This window comes from Dysgonomonas sp. GY75 (genome assembly GCF_015234155.1).
Taxonomy (GTDB): domain Bacteria; phylum Bacteroidota; class Bacteroidia; order Bacteroidales; family Dysgonomonadaceae; genus Dysgonomonas; species Dysgonomonas gadei.
Window position 1 is genome coordinate 674,054 of the sequence record NZ_JADCLQ010000036.1, and the last position, 25,328, is coordinate 699,381.

Genomic DNA, 25,328 nt, shown 5'->3' on the forward strand with positions numbered 1-25,328 from the left:
AACTCCCTGCCAAAACCTATTCTTGAGATTTCCGTAAATAACTGTCTATAATCTTTTTATATTTTCTATAAGAGATGCATAGCAATCCGGCTATCACCAGACCTATCAATGTAGTGAGAATAATGGTAAAATCGAATTGCATCTCCCCCGCATAACTATGCATTCCCCCAAGAAAGTAGTTCACACCAAAATATGTCATCAACACTGTGGAGAATGACAGTAGGCCAAAGGCATGAAAGAAAAACAGATCTGTAAATAGCTTCAGATTTTTCTGGTGAATAACCAGACTGTACACAAGAAATGTTATCAGCGCCCATACCTCTTTCGGGTCCCATCCCCAATAACGTCCCCACGATATATTTGCCCATACAGCGCCAATAAAAATACCGGCGCCCAAGAATAAAAGACCGGGATAGAGACAGATCAGGCTGTAGATTTTATTCTGTTCCAGTTTTTTCAGAGTATCCGCAACATCTTTGTTCCTACATAGAGCTATTTGTATCAATGAAATAAGACTATTAAGCATAATAAAAGCCAATAATGTATAGGCAAGCATAATCACTGATACGTGAATGCTTAACAGTGGGGAGGAAAGGACAGGTACCAATGGCGTTATCCGGGGATTCATCATACCCAAATGAGCTACAAGAAGAGAACAGCCTGAGATTAAGTAGCCGAATGATACTATCAAAGGCATTTTGCGTCCTGCTAAAACGGCGATCAACATGGCTGACCATGCAATAAGAAGCATCGTTTCAAATCCGTTACTGAACGGCAATCGTCCTCCTATATACGTCCTGACACCAATAGAAAAGGTATGCACGATAAAAGATAAAATAAGCAGAAGGAAGAATATCTTATCTGCATGCTTAACCCTCTTATCCACCAGAAAAAAGACACATAAGAGAGACAATAATCCCAGAGTAAGATTTATTTTAAACAAGATCGAGGTAAAATTTACATTGGTATAAAAGATCTCTATATCACGATGCAGGTCTGATGGAAGCACTTCCTCTGCATTCGCTTTCTGATAATCACTTATCGTTTCAAGAGCAAGCTTCGCATTCTCTTCGCTATTGACCGAAATTGCCTGATAATAAGACAAAAGAGAATTCCTTATCAGTTTTATATTTTTCTGTTCATCTTTAGTCCTGAGATTTTGCGTAGGGTAAAACCACTTTACATCATTATCGATCTTTTGCGGATATATCTGTAAAAGACTCCCGTTATGAAGCATATTGATTAATTGTATCTTCTCATCCAGCTTTTCCACCTCTTTCAGCAAAGACGTTTTTGGCGAATTACCGCTCAGATCTTTCCAATACTTACTTAGCTTATAGTTACCTTCCGGATCATAGAAATCTATCAATGCAGCTTTTTCCGTTCCGGCATTTAATTCTTCTTTCAGCAAACCATCCTTTACCTCGAACAAGGCTACCTGCTGCCATTTGTCAGGAAAAAAGAGAAATCCCATCAGGAACTGATTTGCATCGAGATAACTGAATGATGTCTTTCCTGTAATTTTCAAAGTAAAATCATGGGCAAAGGTTGTTACAGGGCTTATACTTCCATCATACAGCATCCATAATTTACAGAATTCCTTTGCTTGCTTTTTGTTTACGGACAAGCTATCCTTAGTAAGAATCTGAGAAAAACAGGATACCGGAATAATAAATAATATGATTATCAATGCTTTTTTCAGGAGGGGATGATCCAGTAACTTCCGGAAAGCATTTTGGGGCGAGAATAAATACCAGATCATCGCTAAAACGAATAAGACATAACCGGCATAGGTAAGAGGGATCCCCCAACTATCATGGTTGACACTCAATATACTTGTTCGCCAATCGTCTTCGAAAGACGACTGATAGAAGCGGTAGCCATTGTAACTGAATATATTATTCATAGACACCTCCCCTATCGTGGTTTTACCCGAAAGTTTATCCATTATAGAGAAATGCGAAATATAGTCGGCCGGAGCATTCGTCCCTGCATAGTATGAAACATAGAAAGTATCCAGCCGCATCCGGAAAGGTAGCTCAACGGTATCCGCGTCAGCCTGCATTTTGCTACAATCCGTATCTTTACTGAGAATAACATAGCCATGTTCGGCAAACAGTTTTGTACAAAAAGCCCCGGCTAGTATCAGTATAAAGGAAATATGGACGAATAGTAACGGTAAATTCTTATATATCTGACCTTTTACGATTCCCATAAGACTAAGTACAACCAATAATCCCCACAAACCGGAAAACCACCATGAGCCGTATATATGAGAATAGGTATATTCCGAGCCATGACTCTTTTCCACAAAGGTTGCCAAAGCCATAATAACGGAAAGGACAAAAACACCCCAAAAAGGAAGCTTCTGCAATGAGAACAATGCCAGCAATCTATTTTTCATCTGTCAAGATCAGAATTTTTCAAACCGGTTCGCTTCTATTTTTTTGATTGCAATACATTCTATTTCTATCAGCCATCCCGGACGGCAGACAGGAGCCCAGACGATTACTTTAGGCAGTTCTTTATAATATTTATCAAGATAATCGGAAACTATCTGATAATCCGCCGTATCGCGCAGATATACAATCATTTTCGAAATATCATTCATCACCGCATCCGCCTCTGCGAGCAGAACTTCTATGTTCTCTATTGTCCGCTCTACCTGTTTTTCAATGTTGGTAAGATGTACAATTTCCCCTTTATTATCTATGCTGGCCGTACCTGATATGAAAATATGCCTGCGATCACCATAATCGACCGTAGTTCCCCGCTCGAAAGTCACCCCGTATTCATGGGTAGGATTCAGGTGAGTAGAGGCATGGAGATATTTGATTTGTTCCTGAGAAATACCTTTAACAGCATAAGCGTCCATCAATACCAATGTCTGAGCGTCAGTATACCGCCCTTCTATACCCGTACTTGCAATATAGTGAGTCTCTTTATTCAGGCCTTCCCTGTTGAAGCAGGCGATACGGGCCTTTACCATCTCTGAGTAATGGACATCTACTCCCTGCACATATATCCAGGTGCGGATACAATTATCCTTCAACGTGCAGCCATGCAGATACAATGATTCCAGATATGTATTGAAAATACATTCCGTCTCGGCATACTCATCCTTCAATGATTTTTGCAATTGAGTATTATAGATATGCTTGAAATGAGGGCGCGACAAAACTGTTGTACCATAACCGTCTGTATATATTCCACTATCAGCGACAAAATATGCCCACACAGATACTTTTGTTCCATTCAGAGGTGGCTGTTGTACAACAGAAACGGCAGCGTCCTCGTTCTTCCGCTTCAAAAATTGGGATTGATTGACAGCATCACTCACAAAGTACCGTTTCAATACCAATGCGGAACCATCTAATATGTCCGACTGCTGCAAACGTTCCAAAGCAGCTTCTATATCTCTGTACTGAATTTCAGCATTGTTGTGTTTATTATTCAGCTCAATAATGGCATGATATTCTGCCACCCCGCCTTCGGGTAAGAAGCAACTTAAATTTATATTGACGGACAAGTCGTCCCATTCTATATTTATATATTCCATTTCTGTTTATGATTATTCACTTTTAGCCCCGCCTTTTATCCACTGCTCGACCAGCACAATATCATCATCTTTAAGTGACGACAGGCTCGAATGCTGATTGGGCAAGGCTTCGCCTTTCAATATATCCATCAGATAACTATTCTGAATATTCCCCGGGCTTATCCGCTTTTTATCCGTATTGTGCAATGCGGTTATGCCTACCAAGTCTTCATGGCTCTTCCCTTCGGTTAAATGCAGGCCTGCTGCGGCAAATCCGCTTCCCCCGTGACACTGGAGGCATTGAGAAAACACCTGTTTCTGCACCCGCCCAAACATTGCCAAATCGATATTTTGAAGTGGAATCTCAAAATCTTCCTTTGGCATACTGATTATCGGATAGGTATAAAAAGGATAAATCTTATAGTTACTATGCTCTTGTACGAGGTATAATGCCAGATATGTTGTATTCTCCGGAATATTAGCCAACGAGACCGTAACCACTCCATTATCTGAGGGTTTAGATATTACTTTCGATGATATTGGATACGCCAGATCATCGTTGAAAGATCCGAATACTATCTTATAGCTTTCAGGAAAGGCCTCGATGTGTGTAAAATGGAAACTGACAGAAACATCTACATCCGTTCCGCCCGAACTCTTATCTTTAGGATATATATCCCCACTATCGCAACCTGAAGTAATGACAGGCAGTGAGACGACAAACAATATCCAAAATTTTATCAAATTATTCTTTCCCATGATTTTATTTATCAGAAAGAAAATTGGAACATTACCTGTGCAAAATGTTGTGCAAGGCCTAAATCATCATTATCCCTCTCGAGTTGGTTTTCGTGTCCCCATTTACCCAGATACTGGTACATAGCCTGTAATTTCAGGTTATAACCGACGATATAATAATTGAACCCTACTGCCGGGGCATTCAGGATACCATCGGTCCTGGATGAGTTGCGGTCGAAGAAATCATATCGCGCCGCCAATTGCATTTTCGGATTCACAAAATAACCTCCCTGAATATAGCCGCCGACAAAATCGTAAGAATGAGAAACCTGCTGCCTTTCTACAAAATCCATATTTAAATAACAGGCTTCTGCCGAAATATACCAGCGATTATATAAATAGGAAAACTCCAGACCTGCACGAAAATCATTACTTGCCTGCCAGTTGGCTTCCACATTGTAAGAAGAAGAAAGCGCAACTAAAAATTTATTATTATTCAAATCATCGGGGCTTCCCTGATGGGTAGGCATCACACCTTTAGGCATATAAGCAATACGCCCCGAGTATAGCAGTGACGGGATGTGCAGATCGTCGCTGATAGTCTTCTTCGCGCTATTCACTGTTATGCCTGTTCCATTAAAAATGCCGACCCTGTATTCCCATTTATTCTTGATCAAGCCATGTACCTGTACACCAAGATCGAATCCGGTCGCAAAATTAGGATTGACTGAATTTATAGAATATGGAATATTAACCGGAGCAGTGAGCGAAACAGGTAACGATGGGAAAAGCGTTTCCCCCAATGTCACAAGATAGGCCTGATTAAAGGGAGTTTTAAATTTCCCCACTCGGAAGCGCAATTCATCTTTCAGATTGAGGTCTGCCCATGCCTGCTGAAGCAAAGCATCTCCCGACTGAGCCGCATTCAATGTAAGATTAAACGTTACTTTCCCGAAAGCCTTTCCGGCAAAGCCGATCAATGCGTTTCCTATCTCAAAGCCGCTATTGGCTACATTGTCCTGATCGTCGGCGCCAATCTGCTCATCATCGTAGTAATTCATCTTGGCCGACGCCTGTACAAGAGCAAAGGGCTTAAAAACAAAGTCCCCGGCCTTACTTTCGAAGCTGAATCCTTTCTTTCCGGCAAGAGGGATAACATCGCTTTCGATATATTTATCATTATTATCACTCTCCTGTGCTAATAAATTTACGGATAGAAGTAATCCTGCGAATAATAAAAATCTGAATTTCATATCAATGTATTCTTTTCTATTTAGTTTAAAGTGAATTGAGGAATATCTGCAAAGCGTCCCTGTCTTCTTTCGACATGCGGCTGAACAACTCCCGCGACACACTACCTTCGCCTCCATGCCACATGATAGCCTCAAGAAGGTTCCGGGCACGCCCATCGTGCAGAAAGTGCGTATGTCCGTTTACGGTTTCCTGCAAACCAATACCCCACAACGGAGTTGTACGCCACTCATAGGTATAGGCGGCTCCCGATTTATAACCGCTGTCCAGCTCACGTCCCATATCGTGCAAGAGAAAATCGCTGTATGGATGTATCGTCTGGTTGCACAGCCATGGAAGGCGTGTCCCGTTCAGTAAAACAGGGGCATCCTGCCGGGTGTGTAAAGTCGGGGTATGACACAGATGACATTTGGCTTTATAGAAGTTCTCTTCGCCTTTTTTCACCAGTTCATGCGTAACATTCCGCCGTGCGGGAACACCCAATGTACTCAGATACAGATCGACATTCTCCATATCATGCGTTGATATCTGGATACCGTAATGTGAGTAACCAACGTTCTGAGACTGCCCTTCACTCACTTCAAGCGGGTAGCGGTCGTTTGTAACTCCGAGGTCGGACGAGAAACCTAATTCTACAGTCAGGTCTGCATGATGTGCTTTATTCCCGCCTACTCCTATCATGGTCTTGTTGCGTTCCTGTATGACGGCAAGCCGTCCCGAAATTCCGTATTCGGGATAGTTGCTTTGTGCAGCCAACCTTCTCAATTCATCGGGATCGAGTGCCATTATCTGCCCCATACCTACATGCCGGAGAGGGATACGTACATCAATAATCAGATCTTCGGGTTTTATTTCATCGGCATACCATTCCGAAATAGAATAATGAGGAGTGATAAGGGAATACTTTTCACCATCAGGAAAAGAATACTCTTTCTCTTCATAAGTTACCTTAAGCTTTCCCTCCGGTTCAACCCCTACAATAGATTGATCATGCAAGACTCGTCCATATTGACGAAAAAAGGCTCCATTCTTTCGTGTAATATAAGCAAGCATAGAAGAGAAGCCATATTTACCGGAACCTCCTTCCGAAAAAAGAGTGGGATAAGTCCGCCCTGCATTCTTATGGCAACTTCCGCACGAATAACCTGCATAGAGAGGCCCAAGCCCTCCTTTGTTCGGATCGGACTGGTCTGTTGTCCGGGGATCATCATAAAGTTGATCTCCCAGATTGAATCGGGTCAACATATCACCCTTCACCCACGGCGCAGGAGTATCATATGCCCTGATCCCGGACATAAATACGGTAGATGTTCCGGCCGATAATTCGTCCGGATGTGCAACTTTTCCATTGGGCTTGTAAATGATATCATCGTCGTTGTCGCTACAAGCAGTAAATGCCGTGATGCAAAGACACATCACGACACCAACTTTTAAGAATTTATATCTTAACATAAATAGTTTTTCATAAATCTGTCAGAATCTAAGTAATATTGTTATTCCCTGATTCTCCTATTTGTTGATTACTTAGTATAGAGAAAAGAGATTATTAATCTTTCAGCTGTTTAATTTTCTCGAAACTCAATTGTAAATCGGTACAAGCATCTATTGCCGCATCCACTTTAGCTCCGGTCAGATTGTTACGGAAAGGACGTTGCATTCCTTCATTAATCGCTTTATAAGCTTTATCGATTGCCGCAGTAATCTCTGCATCTAAAGCTGCATTCTTAGACTCTACAAAAACAGACATGCTGTGTTGGCTTCTGTTGGATGTAGTTTTATTCAATCCCCCGAAATACGAGTTGCGAATACTGATGATATTGTTTGCATAGTCATCGATTGAGTTCCAGCTATACCATGACTCCACTTCGAGAACCGCTTCGTCAGTTCTTCCATCCAGAGCCAAATCTCTCGGAGCTCCTATTTTCTGGGCGGCTACCTCATCTGCGATTCCGGCACATCCTTCAATTATATTATCAATGGCATCATCCATTGTGGCAAGGTCAACACCACTGCTTGTTATTGCATTCTTGAAATTATAAGCAAAATTGTATTGGGTAGGATCTTCGTCAAATGTATTGATCACAGCCTGATCCTTTGCACTGATATTTTGAGTTCCATTCCATGCAGCCCACAACATGATGCAGTCGTTTCTAAGGTATTCGGTCGCGATTACTAAATATTGGATTTCTGCTTCGGAAAGAGGTGTAGTGGAAAGCACTTTAGGATTTCCATCCGAGAATATCAGATATTCGATTGTGTGAAAACCGTGAACGCCCGGGTCCATAATCTTATCGATAGTAATACTTCCGGAATTGATTATTTTATCTATATCTCCTTTCTTCAGAGGCCATGAGTCCAAAGAAGGGTCGAGACCCAGCCTGTCTGCCGGTCCGTACAAACAACTTTCACTTTGCTCCCAGGGGATACGTGTGGCACGCCAGGCTGCACAAACTGCATTCAGATTTGCTTGTGTTCTTCCTGTACTGGTACTGAATGTTTGCACCGCATCGTAAAGGGTCCATGCCTTATTTTTCATATCTGCATAGGTAGGAAGTATAACATCGTCTGTATACACCTTTAGCACCTGGGTAAAATCATATCCATACCCGTCATCTGTAAATTCACCTTCAGGACTGTCTTCACCGCATGAAGAAAAGAAATATAAAGCAGAGAACAACAGTAAAAAATAAACGCTTAATTTTTTCATTATTTTTGGTTATTATGTAAAATTGATATTAAAAGGATTCGGATTAATTTATATTCTTATTTTTTGAAGAACCACCCGGTATACACCAAAGCCAATCCGAATGTATTCTCATCATTATAGTTGCCCCCGTCAAGCCTTCTGTTCGAATAATCGGCTTTCAGCACCATATTAGGCAACAGGTTATAGTTTACACCAAATGTGAATATATTCCTTTTGTTTATAGGCATTTCGGCCATACCCTCCTCTACATTCTCAGCACTATTGTAGTACTCATATCTTACGAAAGGCATCAACCTCTCTTTTGTTTTGAAGAACGAGAGTATATTATATCCGGCCTCAATGGAATATGTTACAGCATTTTTAGCCACAGGTGTGCGGGGAAAACCTGTATTCTTCGATACACTTTTGTTTATTTGAGATACTCTCTTCGATGCGCCGAGATTTCCATATACAAAATTACCCCTCACAGCCAGATTCTTTGACAGGTATTGGGCATCCGCCGAAATGATGCTGACAGGAGCTTTTATTCCGGTCATCTTTTGAGGTTTACTTGCATTTTTTGCCGTATTCCCATAATATCCCGATACACTCAATCTCAAATTCCTGATCCCTTTATATTCTACCCTTCCGGCAACTGCGGGATTGGTCATCGTAGAACTTTCAAATATGCTTTGACGCCCGCCTTTTATCCAATTGGCAGATGAAAAACCATTGGGATCAAGCCCGTTAACAAGCATCAGTTCATATCTGAACCCGGAAAAATAACCGAGTACCGATATCCCCGTTTCATGCCATGTGCAAGGTAATATCGTAGATTCTCCCTCCGGTCTGGTTGTTCCGAAAAAGAATATGGGTTCGTGATGCGCATTCGTAATGCCGACAGGAACTATCATATGCCCTGCCCTGATATTAAAGGCATTACTAAACCGTTTGGTTATATGGAACTGCTCCAGTTCTATTTCACCACCTTTCTCTATCTCCGTTTCATATTCTCCACCTTCTTCATATTCAAGTTCCATCGCAGAACCTGTACCTCCATATTCTATCTCAAGCTCTGTGGAAAATACAATATCAGGCCTGAATTTATATTCGAACGAAAATACGGCTCTGGGTATTGAGATATAAGAGCGTTTGTCGCTTGGTGCCCCTGCCGGATCTTTATACCTGTCGGGACCATAATCCATTTGCTGAAAGAGAATTTCTCCGTATCCGCCAAAACGATATTTATTGTAATTCCATTCGGGAGGAGTATCTGCTGCGATTGTATCGCTTTTTTCAGGGATAGCCTCTTGCTGGGCTAAAATTTTATTACAGAAGAGGATTGATAGTAGTATTAATAACGTAATCTGGGTCTTCATAAATTTTATCTATTTATAATAGACGACAAATGTACAGGTGTTAATTTTATCTAACAATCACTATTTTTTATTATATTTTGATAAAATCATACCTACATCTAGGTATGATTTAGTTAAGAAAAACAAACTTTTCACTACAGAATAATATTTGCATACTCGATTTAAAACCATATAGGCGATATGAATGGTATAAATAAGAGAAATAGATAAAAAAGCTCTCTAAAAAGACAAATACTCCATAAACCTACCCTTCAGACCGCCATATGCCTTAAACAAATCTTATACTATTAATCAATTAAATACAGGATATATCTTTATAACATATCCTCCGCCGGGAGCCATCGAAACAGGCAATTTACGATCTACGGGAATGTCAATAACCTCTTTCCTGTAATCGCGGGCAGCTTTATCGGCATTTACCCCATCCTTAAATACTTCACCTTTGAATTTGCCTTCACCCAGAAAAGACAAATCCAGTTCAAGGCTTCGTGCATCCCAGTTAGTCATGGAGCCGACATACCATACATCCCCTTTTTTACGGGCAATACTTATATACTTTCCTATTTCCCCGTTCAATGAAATTGTGTTATCCCAAATAGTTGGCACTGAGGCGATATATTCTGTACATTCTTTCTCCTGCATATAATTGGATGGGTTATCGCAAAGCATATTCAGAGGAGATTCGAATATGATATATTGTGCAAGTTGGCGACAGCGTGTACCCTGACTCATAGCTTCACTATACACAGACCTGTAATTGCTCTTAGTCGCGTTACGCATTGCTCCCTGAGTATAGTCTACCGGGCCGGCAACCTGACGGATAAACGGCATTGTAACATCATAAGTTACCTGATCCGTATCTGCATCCCATTTCATTTGCTCCAGTCCGAACACACCTTCGAAATTGATAACATTGGGGTAAGTGCGTTGCAATCCCGTCGGTTTATATGTACCATGATAGTCCATCAGCATTTTGTACTTCGCGGCAATCTGAGCCCCTTTGCGATGGAAGTCCACCATCAGTTGATCGTCTCTATCCATAAAATCCACCTTGAATCCTCTTATTCCCATTTCGGAATAATGTTTACAGATACCCTCCATATCACGATTAAGCGCCCAGTATCCTGCCCATAAAATAAGCCCTACATTTTTCTTACCGGCATAATCTATCAGTTCTTTCAGGTTTATTTCCGGTACAACCTGCATTAGATCGGCTTGCAAGTTCACAGCCCATCCTTCATCCAGAATAACATATTCAATACCGGATTTTGAAGCGAAATCAATATAATACTTGTAAGTTTCGTTATTCACCCCTGTCTTAAAGTCCACACCATACAGATTCCAGCTATTCCACCAGTCCCAGGCTACTTTTCCCGGCTTCACCCACGAATAATCTCCATGGGCAGGGCTAGCAAGTTTATAGACCATATCGTTATTAGTCAGCTCATAATCTTCTGATGAGATGATTAACGCACGCCACGGAAATTCCGTAGCCCCCTCAAATTTAGCAATATAAGGCTCTACAGATTGCACTTCACTCTGTAACATATTATGGCCGCCTTGCTTAATTTCATCCGGATAAGGAGCAAATACCCCGGAGAGAGTATTACCTCCTGTCTTATTATACAGGTACATACCCGGATAATTCATTAAATCGGCCTCTGCCAGACATATCTTTTTCCCGTTAGTACCTTCAATAACCAATGGTGAAAAAGCCAAACGCCCTTTTGTCCATTCAGATAAGAGACTATGTTCATATATATTTTCGAACGAATTATAAAACTGCATTTCAAAAGTTGTGTTCTGATAGCCGCTTTTCGCTCTCTTCGACTGATTATCCCTTACATAAGGAATAAAGGCTTGGGGATCGCCGGGAAAATTAAAATCAGCTTGTTCGTTTACAACAACAAAAGGTTTCTTCGACGTAGACACAAAACGATAAGCGATACCATCATTATATGCCCTGAATATCACGCTGTAGTCTCCCTTGAATTTTAAGAAAAGCTCATTGTAATGATCTTCGATCTTGTTCTTTTTATAAATAAAGGCGTCGATAGTTTGATTTATTGTCCGTGTCGATGATTTTTCTAATTTAGCATCGACGCCATAATTAAATCCGTCGCCTAAAGTCATGGAGGCAACAGATCTGTCAAGCATCATATCTCCTTGATGAAACACTGAATACTCTATGGTTTTACCTATAGATATATTAACTTCAATCTTGTTATCAGGTGATTTCAGAGTAAATTGCTTTTGTGCCAGGATATCCACCTGACAAAAAACTAAGCTTATCAATAGAATCAAAAAAGTATTATTTCTCATTGGTTTATCGTATTCTTATTTATAAATAATTACAAGGAAAACATGCTGAATTAAGTAATTTAATCGCAATTAATGACACATTTCAAACTTTTTCAACTCTATATTTCCTCTTTTCATTAATCGTTTATTTATCAAGCACATATATTCAAAAGGTAACAAAGGTAACAGAAATATCAGTTAGCAGCGAACAGTCATCAGTTAATAACTTGCATCTCGTGCCTTGTCTACTCGTATCTCATATAACTTAAAACTTACTACTTGTTAAAAAGTAACAAAGGTTACAGTTTTCGCTCAATTTCCGATAGTAGCTTTTTATCTTTCGCATATCACATCAAATAATTTACATACAGATAATTAAATTCATTATTTATTACAAAATTCAAAGTATAAAAATCATATATATAAATATTTTATAATTGTTTCCGGGTTGTCTATATCTTGCTGCGACTATTTAATAACCTCACTATATTCTCAACCGTTCTCTCCACATTTTCTGCTCCCTTTTTCATAGCCTCCCCGATAGTCATTGCACCGGGTACAATCCCCAAAATAGCATCAAAACCTATACAGTACAACTGTTCGATACCCTCTCCTATATATCCGGCAATAGCTATCACTGTTTTATCTGCCGCTTTTGCAGTCCGTGCCACCCCAAAAGGTGTTTTCCCGTATTGTGTCTGAAAATCGATACCACCTTCACCCGTGAATACTATATCCGCTTTTTGTACGATTTCTTTCAGATTGGTATAATTGATTATAATATCAACCCCTTTTTCCAAACGGGCATTGGTAAAGGCTAACAATCCGGCTCCCAAACCACCTGCGGCTCCGGCACCGGGTATATCTTTCACTTCTTTTTTCAAGTCCCTGGAGATAATCCCTGCATAACGATCAAGCGCATTATCCAGAATCGTTACCATTTCAGCAGTTGCGCCTTTTTGCGGGCCAAAGACAAAAGACGCTCCGGTCTTGCCGCAAAGCGGATTTGTAACATCACAGGCCACTTCAATATCCACATCTTTCAACCTCGGGTCGAGTGAAGAAATATCTATCCTGTCCAATCCGGCTAGTGCAGCCCCTCCCGGGGGAAGCTCCCGCCCTTCTTTATCCAGGAATTTCGCTCCGAGCGCCCGGGCAAAACCCGCACCACCATCATTGGTAGCACTCCCTCCTATTCCAAGAATAATTTTATGAACACCCCTGTCGAGACATGCCTTTACTAATTGCCCTGTACCATAAGTCGTGGTAATGAGTGGATTTTTTGTATTCTCATCCACAAAGTGTATTCCGCTGGCAGAAGCCATCTCGATAGCAGCAGTTTTGCCATTACCCATAATTCCATACCGTGCTTTCACTTGTTTACCCAAAGGGCCTGTAACATCCAGTTCATAGATAGTTCCGTTTGTAGCATCCACCAGCGACTGCATTGTACCTTCTCCCCCATCGGCCATGGGTACTTTTATGCATTCCGCATCGGGTAAAACTTTCTTTATTCCACGTTCCATGGCATCACAAACCTGTTTCGCGGTCATCGAGCCTTTAAATGAATCGGGAGCCAGAACAAAAACGGTATTTTTCATATATGATAAATATTTGTTTAAACTAAATGATATAAAGTATGCGATTGTAGTGTGGAATTAAATGTTCTATTTTTCTAACGCGCCGGCCGGCTTGTTTTTCATTTTGCCTTGATGCAAAACGAAACAAAAAATCAAGGCTGCATCCCCCGGCGACCCAAAACCGCAGCTTCGGTGGAGCAAAATAATACGGAGTCATTTTTAGCCGGATTATCAGTCGGGTATAACAGCTACCGTATTTTGCCCTACACCTCCGCTTTACGGATTGGGTACCCCGCCTGCGGGACGAGGCCGAGACCGCAATGCGACGACAGGTCGCCGAGGAACGAAGCGCTAGCTTTTTGCTTACTTTTGGGCAATGCCAAAAGTGAGGACAAGCCCGGGAGGGCGCGGCAGGATTGAGCTAAAATTCCCAATATAAATTAAGAATAGAACTATGTCGAGAAGATTAGAACTATTCTATATAACAATAAACATTATTCATTCCTCAAAATATAAACCCATACAGAACTGTAGAAACAATTGTCATAACCCCACCTATAATGGCTTCATACGGAACAACTTCCATACGCTCCTTAATCGACATATACATCGAACCTGCCGTTACATGAAAGTAATTCCCCTGAGGAAGCTGGTCTATCACCGTTGCCCCTGTGTGCACCATCACCGCCGCCGCAATAGGTGCCGTCCCTATATCAAGAATAGCTTTACCGAAAGAACCCGAAGCCAATATCACCCCTGTGGATGTCGAAGCGGTTGCTGCCGCCATCAATACTCCTGCGATAGGGGCAAGGAACGTCCCGGAAATTCCGGATTCATTGATAAGAGCCACAATCCTTACAGATAAATCCGATGCGGATATCAATCCGGCTATCGCTCCCGCGCCTATCAGGATAAGTACAGTTGCGGTCATACGGTTCATACCGCTTGCTGTATAATCGAGTATTTTCTTTGCCTTTCCCATTGCTATCATCCCTATTATCCCGGCTATAGGAAGTACATACATCGCATCCAGTTTCAGACTTTGCAATGCAGGAATACCAAAGATAGAACCAATAGGATTAATCATTAACAGTAATATCGCAACTACCGGCGCAACAATCGCTTTACGAAAAGGGGGATAATCCGAGGTATCGGCAGGCATTTTTATATCGCTGTCCTTTATCTCCGATCCTTTATTCTTAATCATCGTAGCCACAAAAACAGTCACAAGCAATCCGAAAACCGCAGGGATAAAGCCATAGAGCATGACATCACTCAACTCCACCCCGAAGCCATTGGCAACAGCAATAGAATTCGGATTGGGAGATATTACATTACCAGCCTTCCCGCCACCCGAAAGGGCTAAAAGAAGGGCTATCTTGGAAAAACCCATTGTTTTAGCCACCGACAGTCCGATCGGGGCTACAATAAGCACTGCTACCGGAATGAATACTCCTACGGCCGTGATTATCATCGTAGCCAAGGCAAGAGCAAGAATGGCTTTACTGCCTCCGAGCTTCCTGACAATTGTCTGCGCGAGGGTTTCCGCAGCACCCGAGTCCATCATGACCCCGGCCAGTACCCCGGCTGCCAATACCCTGACTACAATACCGATAATGCTTTGCGTTCCATTAATGATAATGGTGGTCGTTTGCAGGAAATCCGCTCCGCCGATCAGGGAGCCTGTTATCGCGCCCAGGAATAAAGAATAAACAGGATTCAGCTTTTTTAAAATCAGGATGATCGCTATCGCCAGACCGATCAAGGCTCCATACCAGTCAATGGTTGCTGCTTCCATATATAGTTTATTTCAGGTTCTTGATCCTTATGTTTTTAAACTTAACAGGCGAACCATGCCCCAGGAAACCGATATGTCCCTTTTTGTTGAATAGTCCCGGATGGTTTTTCTTATCAGGCATCCCGTTTTTAGTCGCTTCTCTTATATTTCCGTCAAGGATAACAGTTCCGTTAAGAGTTATCTTTATGTTATCGCCATTAGCGACAACTTCCTGATAATTCCATTCTCCGACAGGCTTCAGACATCCTCTCTTGGCCGGAATAATACCATAGACCGAACCGTGGTACTGATACACGGCTAGATTGCTGTACACAGGAGCTTCATTGTCCAGAATCTGCAGTTCCATACCAACATAAGCGGCATCACCTTCCATCGGGGTACGGATACCCAAACCATTGTTTGCGCCGGGGGTCAACTGAAACTCGAAACGGAAAATAAAGTTAGAGAATTCTTCTTTCGTATATAAATTTCCTCCGTGGGCGCTGCTCGGATGCAGAGATATACAACCATTCTCCAAAATATAGTCAGTTACATTTCCTGTCCACTGATCCATATTGGTACCGTCAAAGAGAATATAATACCCCTCCTTTTTTTCTTCATCCGGGAGCTGGAAAGGTTTAGGAGGAACTAAGCTACTCAGATGATCACGAATAGCTTGTTTCTGATATTCAGCATCCGGATTATCAAGCACAAGGATGACCTTATTTAATAAATCTTCCACATTTTTTCCTGCAAAATCTTTATTGGCCAGAGCTATCGTCATTACAGCCTGGGCAGCCTCCTGTTGCACAGACGTGTCATCAAGATATTTTCCTGCCGCCAGCATTGCGGGATATACGTTGGTCTTACCAAGCTGGGTCAATATAGATTTCTTTTGCGCGGTAGTTCTGGCCAGCGACAAGGCAGTGTTAAGATACCCGAACCGTTCTTCCGCCTTGACCTGAGGGTTAGAGACAAGCCCTATATATCCTGATAAGGAGCGGTCAAAATAGGCGGACAAGCCGGCATCTTTACAGATAGCCAACAAGTCTTTAGCTGCCTCGATACCTTTCCAGTCGAGCAACGAGCGGAAAGCGACTTCCTGAGCTTCGCCAGTAGAATTTTTGAAACCTTCGGATATTATTTTTAAAGCCTGTTTATCTCCGGTTGCCGCTAAGACAGGATAATACAGGTATTTTTTATCTGAAGAAGTTTTATCCATCTGGTTAATAACCAAAGTCACCTGCTTATCTGCAGGATATTCCGATAATGAATTTATTATTGCTTGCTGTACCGGAAATACGAAAGAAGCATCGGATTTTTCCAGCAACCCATACAGACCGGATAAATTACCGGAGGTACTGACATCTTTCAGCGCTGCATAGGCTGCCGCTTTTACTTCTTGTGAGTCCGATGTCAATAAGCCGAATACTATATCACCATATTTCGACGTTTTTCGGGCTGCCAGTAATTCCAAGGCGGCAACTTTCCCGTCATTGGTAGCCTTATCCATTACGGGAACAATAGCAGCAGATATATTTCCATTCATAGATAACAGGCCATTTTTAGCCATCAACACAACTTCCTTATTATCAGATGCCAGCAAATCCGCCAGAGCCAGTATAGACTTATGCCCTCCGATTCTGACCAAAACATCTATGGTCGCTTTTTTCAGGATCATATCATTGTTTCCTAACTGCTCAATGAATATATCTGTAGCGAAGGAACCTATTAATGCTTTCTTCTTTTCATCTGCGCACTCCTGTAAAAACCAGTTGGTAATATCCGTCTTTACTGCCGGCTGCGCCTTTTGCATTGTCTTTAACAGTTCCATATACATATTTCCGGAAGCAAATTCCGATGCAAAATTCAGAGCAGCAAACCTATAATTCCTGTTATCTTCTTTGAGTGCAGCCTGTAATAACTTTAACGCATCGCCGGGATTGGCGCTCATCAGTATTTGCAAAGCGGATTCACGCGTATGTCCCTGACCTGCTTTTTCGGCTTTTTTCATCAAATCATTCGCCAACTTCGCCACATCTTTTGTATCACCCTTATCAAGTAATCTTTTCAGCAGTGCGATGTAAGCCTCTGTCGCCCCTGATTTATCTACCGCATAACCCGCCTTCTCCGCAGCTAAGGACAAATCCTTTAAAGAAGCTTTTGATCCGCAACGGCTTAAAGCATACAATGTGGCTTTCCGAATATCATCGTCGTTATCATTGCCCAATATAGCAAGCAGCTTTCCTTCCGCGTCTGTTATCTGCATTTCAGCGATAGCTTCGATAATATCTTTTTTCGCCTTTTGATTAGCCGCCGTAGCAAGAGCATCCAACAGTGCCTTGGCGGCATTATCGGATTTGATCGAAACCAATGCACGACAGGCCGGGCCACTTAAAGATTCATCACTGATAAACGACGACAGTTTTTCCACAGATTCATCTTTTCCTACGATTTGGAGCTGACGGATAATAAAGGCTTTGACATCCTTATTATCAGTCATATCCAATGCTTTTATATAAGCATTAGAAACAGTTATACGATTTGCGTCCTGTCCCTTAGCAGAAACATGGCAGGAAAGCCCGTTCAGGGCATACTCCACCTGAGCATTGCTTCCTTTACCGGGAGGATTCATCATTTTTATCAGCTGAAAAACACCTTCTTCTTTTGCCGAAGCCAGATCATTTAACAGCAGATTGTATTGTTCCGCATTCTGAACCGGCATCTGTGCCAGAACATCAGCAACGATAGTCTCAACCGTTCTCCCCACCGGAGTCTGGCAAACAGCCATGAGACAATATATATAAGCTAAACAGAATAAATATATCTTTTTCATAAAAATCACTTTAAGATTAAACCATTATATATTCCAAGGTGAGCGCATTGGCTGATCCACCAGACAGTTTGCCGCTTCATCATTGATAAACTCAAGTTTCACCGGATCGAAATGCAATGTGCGGTTTAACCTTAATGCTACAAGTCCCATATTCACAATAGTTGCAGACCTGAATCCGTTTTGCTCGTTGAGGGCAAATGTTTTACGGGTTTTCACACTTTCTATAAAGTCTGTAACCTGAGCTTCCGGTTCGGGATAGTCGGCCAGTTTTTTCTCCCAATCAGGGATATCGCATACGAAGTTCTTATATACATTTCCCTTAGGGCCTGATATATACGGAGTATCAGGGTTTCCATAATCGCCTCCCCACAATACTATCTGGCAACCATCATCGTAGGTATAAGTTATAGAGCGCCAAACTCCAATGGCATCGGGGTGCTGCTGAGGTGCATCTACTTCCACTTTCACAGGGCTTGTATGGTCTTTACCCAAAAGATACTGAACGGGGTCTATGTAATGCTGTCCCATATCACCTAATCCTCCGCCATCATAATCCCAATAACCACGGAATGTACTATGAACACGGTGAGAGTTATATGGTTTGTACGGCGCAGGTCCGAGCCACATATCATAATCCAGTTCTTCAGGAATTGGTTGCGGTTCGAGATACTCTTTTCCTACCCAAAAGAATTTCCAGTCAAATCCGGTATGTTTACTTATCGTTACTTTCAACGGCCAGCCTAACATACCGCTCTGTACCAACTTCTTTAATGGCTGAACAGGAGTTCCCAATCCATAAAAATTATCCTTGAAACGAAACCATGTATTCAGCCGGAACATGTTTCCATATTGTTTTACAGCTTCCATCACCCTTTTACCCTCGCCTATAGTACGGGTCATGGGTTTTTCGCACCAAATATCTTTTCCGGCTTTGGCTGCTTCTACCGACATGATACCATGCCAGTGCGGAGGTGTCGCTATATGGACAATATCGACATTTTTGTCCATAATGAGATCCCTGAAATCATGATATGCCGCTATTTTGTCTGTGACAAGGTTTTTACCTAATTCCAGGTGTTTCTTATCTACATCGCAAACTGCGACTAAACGTGTACCAGCATATTTAAGATGTCCACGTCCCATGTTTCCTGTACCAATTATGCCCTTGGTCAACTGGTCGCTGGGAGCTATATAGCCATTTCCCAGTACTTGCCGGGGAATAATTGTAAGAGCTGTGAATGCCCCTAAAGTCTTTAAAAAATTTCGTCGGTTAGTTTTCATAATATCTGCTAATTTTATTTCATGGTCTAGTGTTTCATGGTCCAGGATTTCAAGATTTTTAATATAAGCCGTTTCTCAATACTGCTTGCATTAATCAGATAGTAATGATCATTGAGAAAAGAGGGAAGTACAGATTCTATATCTGTACTTCCTCAAAGATAAGATTATTTCCGTTACCGTTGAACGATAATTTTCAGTTTACATTTTCTTCCATAGAGTTTTGTTACCCCTGAATAATCGAATCCGACCAGTCCCGGAGCAGAGTAGAATGCTTCCGGAGATTTATTTGCTATACCGGCGCCCAGACCCGTCGTTACATCTTCTATCTTATTATTTGAAGATAAAACATCCGAATCATCACCTGCTTGTACTACTTTCATAACTCCGAATTTATTTTCTGCCGTTCGAAAAGCAATATAAGTTCCATTCGTTATTTGTAAAACAGCAGGGCTGGCAGATGTACCAGAATTCGTTCTCTGTGGAAGAGAACGTAAATCTGTAGTAGTACTGTAAACCGGAACATAACCAGCAAGTAGGTTTAATAATTCATATGCCTCCCAATTCCCGGTAGTTGTTTCAAAAAAATCATCCAAATTCATCGATGTGACAAGATCTGTTGTTATGATCTTGAGTTGAGTTCTATTTCTATTTACAGTAGTAAACCAATCTTTATCTAATTGACGTCCTACCGGACCTCCGTCAAGACGATCAGCAGATACATATGCAAAGCCTCTATTGCCTACCCGATTAAGAAATCCACTAGCATCAGTAATATTAGTATTTCTCCAAATATTCACAAAAGCAAAATCCACACTTCCGGAAGAAACAGATATGACATCAGAAAGAGACAAAATATTTTTTACCGAACCTCCCACGTTTATTCCCTCTATTGAGAATAGATATGGCTGAGATGCGGCAGGTAGAAGACTTGCTCCAGAGTAGCATTCCCATTCCGGAGCCATCTCTACATTATCAAATATATAAGCTCTGCCCGGAGGTATTCCTGTTATCTCTTTTATATTCACGAAATGTACTTTCTCCACATTCCTGATATCGACTGCCTTAATCATAATCGCGTCAGCCCTTTCATCGTCTACTGTAATAGAGAATTGGAATGATTTCTCTTTATCGTTCGATACAGCAATATTCTTTACATCCTGAAGTTCAAGATATGGTGATTTCTGAACCAAACCATAGCTCAAAGATTTAAGTCCCTCAATGGAAGATACTACCCCCTCCAACGAAACAGTACCATTTAACTCTACAGATTCGATCTCGGCCGGATCTGTTGTGATTTTCGGAGGTATTCCTGTTATCTTTTCAATAGGAATATTCTGTATTACTTGTTTTACATAAATATCATTGGCTACGATCGCAATACCACCCGCATCTTCAGCACTTACAGGAACTTCGATAGAGAAACTATAAGTGTTAGGAAATTCAGCCAGCTTCACATGCACTCTTTTGTTGGCATCTATTTCCTCATATCCGTCTGCCGTTTTACGCAAAAGAGTCCCATAAATATTCCGTAATCCATTAGGAGCAGTAACAGTACCTTCTACTACTTTGTTGGTATTTATATCCACTTCACCATATGATGTTTCAGTAGTCAGGCTTACTGTAGGAGGCGGATAAGCATTATCATCCAGATAATTGGTTGTTTTATCGTCATCGCTGCAAGCCATAAAAAGGGCAGCTACTATAAACGAAACGCACAATAACTTATATCTGATATATAATAGATTTTTTTTCATATTAATTCATTTTTAGTCATTAATTAGTCTCTAAAGTTAACGTCGTGATAATCGGTAAATGATCTGATAACTGGGTAACCGGGGTGTAGGAGTCTACAGTTTTCCAGACATTAGATGCCGGATAACAAAATATGTAATCGATCTTAGATTTTGGGCTCTTGGCCGGAATCGTAAAATCCATTGTACTCACCTGCATCCAGTTTTTCATACCATTGGCAATTTCATCCGAATCGGGTCTGGCATTAAAATCACCGCATAGTATGACCGGTGTTTCAATCTTCATCAATTGTTGATTAATGAAATCCACTTGTGCCCTTCTCACTGCCGAGGTTGTATAATCGAGATGGGTACAGGCAAAAGTGATTGATTTTCCTTCAGATAATTCTACTACTCCCGTTAAAAGCGCCCGCCGCTCTTTTGCCCCTTCCGGCATTGGCAAGAATATACGCTGCGACTGACTGATAGGATATTTACTAAGTATGCCAATACCATAATATCCGCCGGCGTAATCTATTGTTCTACCGTAAAGAGATAGCATTCCTGTACGAAAAGCCAGTTCCGATATGAAATTCTTACCATTCTGGTGCGGCGCCCTTGTTCTCGAAGTATTTACATCTACCTCCTGCAAAGCAACAATATCAGGGTTTTCTTTCTTTATAAATTCAGCAAATTCTTCTAATGAAGCCAATTCTCCAAAACGAAGGTTATAGCACAATACTTTAAGCTGAACTTTATCCTGTGCCAGTAAGTTTACTGCTGAAAAAGAAAGGATTATCAGTATATATACACGAAAGTTAAATATCTTCTTCATCTATATTTTTATTTGAGTAATTCAATCTGAATAAGAAAGCTTTTAATATCTCCTGATATGGCAGTTTCACTCATGTCTCTCAGTTTCCATTTTGATGATCCAAGAATATATATACAATATTCGCTCGATTTATTCGCATTGTCTATAATATTCAGCATATAAGAATCTTTTGTTAAAGCAGTACTTAGCAACGACTCTAATTTAGATGAGAGAGATCTCTTGACAGTACCGACAACTAATGTGGAAACAAAAAGATTATTCTTTATGGAACTGACAGCAGCTGTGATTTGATCTTCTGAACTGAAAGATGCAGAGGAGAATCTCATTTTCAACGAAGAAGTAAATGGAATCTCTGCCTGAAACATCCAACAATCAGTGGTCAAAACCGTTTGTTGCATATCACTTAATGCCTGACCAAGAAGTATTGTATTTCCCAGATACTCGTTACCGGTTTTTCCCCGAGGGACAAAATAAGGCATATAAAGGGACTGATGTGCAACTTTTGCAGCCGGATTCAGCATCTCGGTAGCCGAAAAAGAAACATTTGTATTAGTCAGCAAGATTGCATTTTGCTCTGTTGCCTTTATCTTATTTACCACGGAACTATAATTCGCATTTGGGAAGAGGTTTCCGGCAGATAAATCGGATATCACCAGAACCTTGGCAGTTCTGTTCTTATCCCATACATCGTCCTTTCCGCCTCCACCTCCATCGCCTCCGTCATCACCACTATCGGAAGAACAAGCAAACAATAGTACAGATAACAGTATTCCCATCAGTTTTATTAAATCTTTCATATCCGGTTATTTATTATATTCAACATCTGTTACCAAGGCGCAATGATCAGAAATCCCTGTTTCTTTCAGTATCTCATAGGATTTTACAGTCCATTTCCCTGTAGGTTTAGCAAAAATATAATCGATCTTACTTGTAGGGATTGCAGGGAAAGTCGGAAAATTATTACAAATCCGTTGCCAGTTAGACATTCCCTGCACAATAGCATTTTCTCCGGGTTTGGCATTAAAATCCCCGGCCAATATAGTAGGAAATGAATTTCCTATATATGAGTCCAACTGGCGCGCCATATCTAAACGCACATTATCCGTTGAATGGTCGAGATGAGTAGCCGCCACCCGCACTTTTTCGTTGCTTCCGGGTAATATTACATCAATATAGAGAACAGTCCGCTTTTCTTTCATATCGGCAGAACTGCTAGTCAAAGGGTTATTGGATATTTTCTGTATCGGATATTTTGACAGAATAGCAACCCCATATTCCCCCTGTTGATAAACTATGGCCGGGCCAAAAGCGGAAAACATCCCCATCTCCGCAGCTAACTCTGTCGTAAAATCTTTCCCTCCATTTCTCACAGTAAAGTAATCCACTTCCTGCAATATGATAAAGTCCGGATTATGCTTCTTGATCAAAGTAGCAAACGGTTTGGCTGAATAATTAACCATCTGTCCCGACATACGGGTATTGAAATTCATCAGCCTGAATGATGTCTGCGCCATAAGCACACCATTGGCCAGCAATCCTAGTAAAGCACAAATAATTAAATATCTAATCTTGTTCGTCATAATCATTTATTTTGATAATTGTCATTCCCATCCCGGATTGTTCGGTTTCAGATTCGGATTTAACTCCATCTGCCGGTATGGAAGTGAGAACAGATAATTTTTAGGACTTGAGAAAACACGGGAATCGTCAAATATCAGGAATCCCTTGTCGTCAAACTTGGTAGTTGCCGTAAACACCGCAGGATCGTAAGCGTAATCCTTACGGATACCTTTCATAATTCCTTTTTCCTGACGTTCGGGCGTTTCCGATTTATCTACTCCCAATTCGTATCCTTGTTTCCACCTCATAAGGTCGTACCAGCGATGCCCTTCCATAAATAGTTCCACACGGCGCTCGCGCTGAAGTTCCGTTTTCAGATCCAGTCCGTTGCTTTGCAATTCCGTAAGGATCATTTTCTTCATCCCTACCCTGTCTCTCAATTTATTGATCGTTTTATCAATAATATCCTGATCCAAAGAATTCAAGTTGAACATGGCTTCGGCATAGTTAAGAAGCACTTCTCCGTAACGGATAAAGATTATATCATTGTCATCCTGATTGTAAAGTGGGACTTTAGATGGCTCACAATATTTACGGATATAGTAACCTGTATAAGTCACAGCTCCTTTTCCGTCATTGTTGAACTTAGGTGAACGGAAAATATTTGTTTTAGATGCGTCTTCGGCAGCATTTGCCGTGCCTCTGCCGTCTACTTTCCCGTACCATTTGTCGTATCCCGGATAAACAAAAGACTGTTTCAACCGGGGGTCCCTGTTAACGAATACACTATCATATGCACTATAAGCCGGAGTATATGTTCCATCACCTTTGTACAGTTTTGATTTTTCGATAGGCAAACCATCAGTACACAGGTAACTATCTACCATAGATTTGGTCGCGTTAAATCTTATAATCTGGTCGGGAACCTGTAATTCACGGCTCAAATTATGTCTTGTCGGAGATGGCAAATCAAAATTATAAACATAGGACAAAATTGCTTCTTTATTACCGGCTTTACGGGATGCCCTTCCTTCAAATGTGAACAGGTCGAAATAGTCCTGGTTCGGACGTCCGGTTGTATATAGTTCGTGGTAAGCATATTCTCCGCCCGGCATAAGGGCTTCGCAAGCTGCTTTAGCAACGGTCCATCTTTCATTTTGTAATGCAACACGCGATTCCATGGCTTTTGCAGCAGCACCTGAAATTCGTCCAAAGCTGGTAGTTGCGGGTTCTATATACCGGGGTAAAGTTTTTGCAGCGGCATCCAGTTCTTCCAGCATAAAATCTACAATTTCACTGCGGGAAGTACGGGCATCAAACAACCTGTCATCACCCGGAGGTAACGGTTCTGTAATGAATGGTACATCGCCCCAGAAACATGTAAGATAATAGTAAATAAATGCTCTCAGAAATCGTACTTCTCCGGCATATTGTTCCAGCTTTTTAGAGTCTACAATACCTTCGGCGCGTTTATAATTCGCCAGAAAATAATTACAGCGCCTCAATTGCTTGTATGCATCTTTATAGCGACTATCTAATGTGGAAAAGTCTGAACCGTACAGTCCGCTTCCTACCTGCCTCCAGCCGCTGAGAGTATACCATAAAGCATTATCGCTCAACCCTTCCGAGATATTGATCATCATATCTTTTCCTATCAAAGTCCAGTAACAGCCATTCGCCGCGTTTTTGACCTGTAACTCCGATTCCCAAAAATTTGCATCGGTAAGTTCGTCTAATGGAGCCTTTTCCAGAAAGTCATCATTACAGGAAAAGAGTATAGCTGAAAATACGAATATAAAGATGTATGTAATATTCTTTTTCATAATCAAATGTGTT

The 25,328-nt window shown here is 41.3% G+C and carries 17 protein-coding genes; all 17 read right to left on the reverse strand.

Annotated features, from left to right (window positions below; all coding sequences use genetic code 11):
- Window positions 1-16: 16 nt before the first annotated feature.
- The 17 genes from ccsA to IR083_RS14950 all read right to left on the reverse strand — a co-directional run bounded on the left by ccsA (window position 17) and on the right by IR083_RS14950 (window position 25,315).
- Window positions 17-2,404: a cytochrome c biogenesis protein CcsA gene (gene ccsA, locus IR083_RS14870; RefSeq protein ID WP_194224913.1), complete on the reverse strand. Its 2,388-nt coding sequence runs from the start codon at window positions 2,402-2,404 to the stop codon at window positions 17-19.
- A 9-nt stretch (window positions 2,405-2,413) separates the two neighbouring features.
- A complete protein-coding gene (locus IR083_RS14875; RefSeq protein WP_194224914.1) occupies window positions 2,414-3,559 on the reverse strand; it encodes a Rid family hydrolase in 1,146 nt (381 codons plus the stop codon).
- A gap of 12 nt (window positions 3,560-3,571) precedes the next feature.
- Window positions 3,572-4,297, reverse strand: coding sequence for a hypothetical protein (locus IR083_RS14880; protein ID WP_006799956.1), 726 nt, complete (start codon window positions 4,295-4,297; stop codon window positions 3,572-3,574).
- Window positions 4,298-4,308: 11 nt separating this feature from the next.
- Window positions 4,309-5,529: a porin gene (locus tag IR083_RS14885; RefSeq protein WP_194224915.1), complete on the reverse strand. Its 1,221-nt coding sequence runs from the start codon at window positions 5,527-5,529 to the stop codon at window positions 4,309-4,311.
- 25 nt (window positions 5,530-5,554) lie between these two features.
- Complete coding sequence (locus IR083_RS14890) at window positions 5,555-6,943, reverse strand: di-heme oxidoredictase family protein (protein WP_194225037.1); 1,389 nt, start codon at window positions 6,941-6,943, stop codon at window positions 5,555-5,557.
- Window positions 6,944-7,073: 130 nt separating this feature from the next.
- Window positions 7,074-8,234: an imelysin family protein gene (locus IR083_RS14895; protein WP_194224916.1), complete on the reverse strand. Its 1,161-nt coding sequence runs from the start codon at window positions 8,232-8,234 to the stop codon at window positions 7,074-7,076.
- A 56-nt stretch (window positions 8,235-8,290) separates the two neighbouring features.
- Window positions 8,291-9,592, reverse strand: a complete 1,302-nt coding sequence (locus tag IR083_RS14900) for a hypothetical protein (protein WP_194224917.1) — start codon at window positions 9,590-9,592, stop codon at window positions 8,291-8,293.
- A 291-nt stretch (window positions 9,593-9,883) separates the two neighbouring features.
- On the reverse strand, window positions 9,884-11,914 hold the full coding sequence (locus IR083_RS14905) for a glycoside hydrolase family 97 protein (RefSeq protein WP_194224918.1): 2,031 nt from the start codon (window positions 11,912-11,914) through the stop codon (window positions 9,884-9,886).
- A gap of 431 nt (window positions 11,915-12,345) precedes the next feature.
- Entirely contained in the window at window positions 12,346-13,494 is a 1,149-nt protein-coding gene (locus IR083_RS14910; RefSeq protein ID WP_194224919.1) for a glycerate kinase, read from the reverse strand.
- A gap of 484 nt (window positions 13,495-13,978) precedes the next feature.
- A complete protein-coding gene (locus IR083_RS14915; protein ID WP_194224920.1) occupies window positions 13,979-15,271 on the reverse strand; it encodes a GntP family permease in 1,293 nt (430 codons plus the stop codon).
- Window positions 15,272-15,278: 7 nt separating this feature from the next.
- Window positions 15,279-18,086: a family 16 glycoside hydrolase gene (locus tag IR083_RS14920; RefSeq protein WP_194224921.1), complete on the reverse strand. Its 2,808-nt coding sequence runs from the start codon at window positions 18,084-18,086 to the stop codon at window positions 15,279-15,281.
- A gap of 24 nt (window positions 18,087-18,110) precedes the next feature.
- Complete coding sequence (locus IR083_RS14925; protein ID WP_006799947.1) at window positions 18,111-19,367, reverse strand: Gfo/Idh/MocA family oxidoreductase; 1,257 nt, start codon at window positions 19,365-19,367, stop codon at window positions 18,111-18,113.
- 173 nt (window positions 19,368-19,540) lie between these two features.
- A complete protein-coding gene (locus IR083_RS14930) occupies window positions 19,541-21,121 on the reverse strand; it encodes a hypothetical protein (RefSeq protein WP_194224922.1) in 1,581 nt (526 codons plus the stop codon).
- A 19-nt stretch (window positions 21,122-21,140) separates the two neighbouring features.
- The gene (locus IR083_RS14935; protein WP_194224923.1) at window positions 21,141-21,932 is read right to left on the reverse strand and encodes an endonuclease/exonuclease/phosphatase family protein; all 792 of its coding nucleotides are present in this window, start codon (window positions 21,930-21,932) and stop codon (window positions 21,141-21,143) included.
- A gap of 8 nt (window positions 21,933-21,940) precedes the next feature.
- A complete protein-coding gene (locus IR083_RS14940; protein ID WP_194224924.1) occupies window positions 21,941-22,729 on the reverse strand; it encodes a hypothetical protein in 789 nt (262 codons plus the stop codon).
- Window positions 22,730-22,735: 6 nt separating this feature from the next.
- Window positions 22,736-23,512 (reverse strand): endonuclease/exonuclease/phosphatase family protein, encoded by a 777-nt coding sequence (locus IR083_RS14945; RefSeq protein WP_194224925.1) that lies wholly within the window; start codon window positions 23,510-23,512, stop codon window positions 22,736-22,738.
- Between the two features lie 21 nt (window positions 23,513-23,533).
- Window positions 23,534-25,315, reverse strand: coding sequence for a RagB/SusD family nutrient uptake outer membrane protein (locus IR083_RS14950; protein WP_194224926.1), 1,782 nt, complete (start codon window positions 25,313-25,315; stop codon window positions 23,534-23,536).
- Window positions 25,316-25,328 lie beyond the last annotated feature (13 nt).

Coding starts and splice junctions, on each gene's coding strand:
- ccsA (WP_194224913.1), bottom strand. CDS start 2,404: ATGAAAAATAGATTGCTGGCATTGTTCTCATTGCAGAAGCTTCCTTTT.
- IR083_RS14875 (WP_194224914.1), bottom strand. CDS start 3,559: ATGGAATATATAAATATAGAATGGGACGACTTGTCCGTCAATATAAAT.
- IR083_RS14880 (WP_006799956.1), bottom strand. CDS start 4,297: ATGGGAAAGAATAATTTGATAAAATTTTGGATATTGTTTGTCGTCTCA.
- IR083_RS14885 (WP_194224915.1), bottom strand. CDS start 5,529: ATGAAATTCAGATTTTTATTATTCGCAGGATTACTTCTATCCGTAAAT.
- IR083_RS14890 (WP_194225037.1), bottom strand. CDS start 6,943: ATGTGTCTTTGCATCACGGCATTTACTGCTTGTAGCGACAACGACGAT.
- IR083_RS14895 (WP_194224916.1), bottom strand. CDS start 8,234: ATGAAAAAATTAAGCGTTTATTTTTTACTGTTGTTCTCTGCTTTATAT.
- IR083_RS14900 (WP_194224917.1), bottom strand. CDS start 9,592: ATGAAGACCCAGATTACGTTATTAATACTACTATCAATCCTCTTCTGT.
- IR083_RS14905 (WP_194224918.1), bottom strand. CDS start 11,914: ATGAGAAATAATACTTTTTTGATTCTATTGATAAGCTTAGTTTTTTGT.
- IR083_RS14910 (WP_194224919.1), bottom strand. CDS start 13,494: ATGAAAAATACCGTTTTTGTTCTGGCTCCCGATTCATTTAAAGGCTCG.
- IR083_RS14915 (WP_194224920.1), bottom strand. CDS start 15,271: ATGGAAGCAGCAACCATTGACTGGTATGGAGCCTTGATCGGTCTGGCG.
- IR083_RS14920 (WP_194224921.1), bottom strand. CDS start 18,086: ATGAAAAAGATATATTTATTCTGTTTAGCTTATATATATTGTCTCATG.
- IR083_RS14925 (WP_006799947.1), bottom strand. CDS start 19,367: ATGAAAACTAACCGACGAAATTTTTTAAAGACTTTAGGGGCATTCACA.
- IR083_RS14930 (WP_194224922.1), bottom strand. CDS start 21,121: ATGAAAAAAAATCTATTATATATCAGATATAAGTTATTGTGCGTTTCG.
- IR083_RS14935 (WP_194224923.1), bottom strand. CDS start 21,932: ATGAAGAAGATATTTAACTTTCGTGTATATATACTGATAATCCTTTCT.
- IR083_RS14940 (WP_194224924.1), bottom strand. CDS start 22,729: ATGAAAGATTTAATAAAACTGATGGGAATACTGTTATCTGTACTATTG.
- IR083_RS14945 (WP_194224925.1), bottom strand. CDS start 23,512: ATGACGAACAAGATTAGATATTTAATTATTTGTGCTTTACTAGGATTG.
- IR083_RS14950 (WP_194224926.1), bottom strand. CDS start 25,315: ATGAAAAAGAATATTACATACATCTTTATATTCGTATTTTCAGCTATA.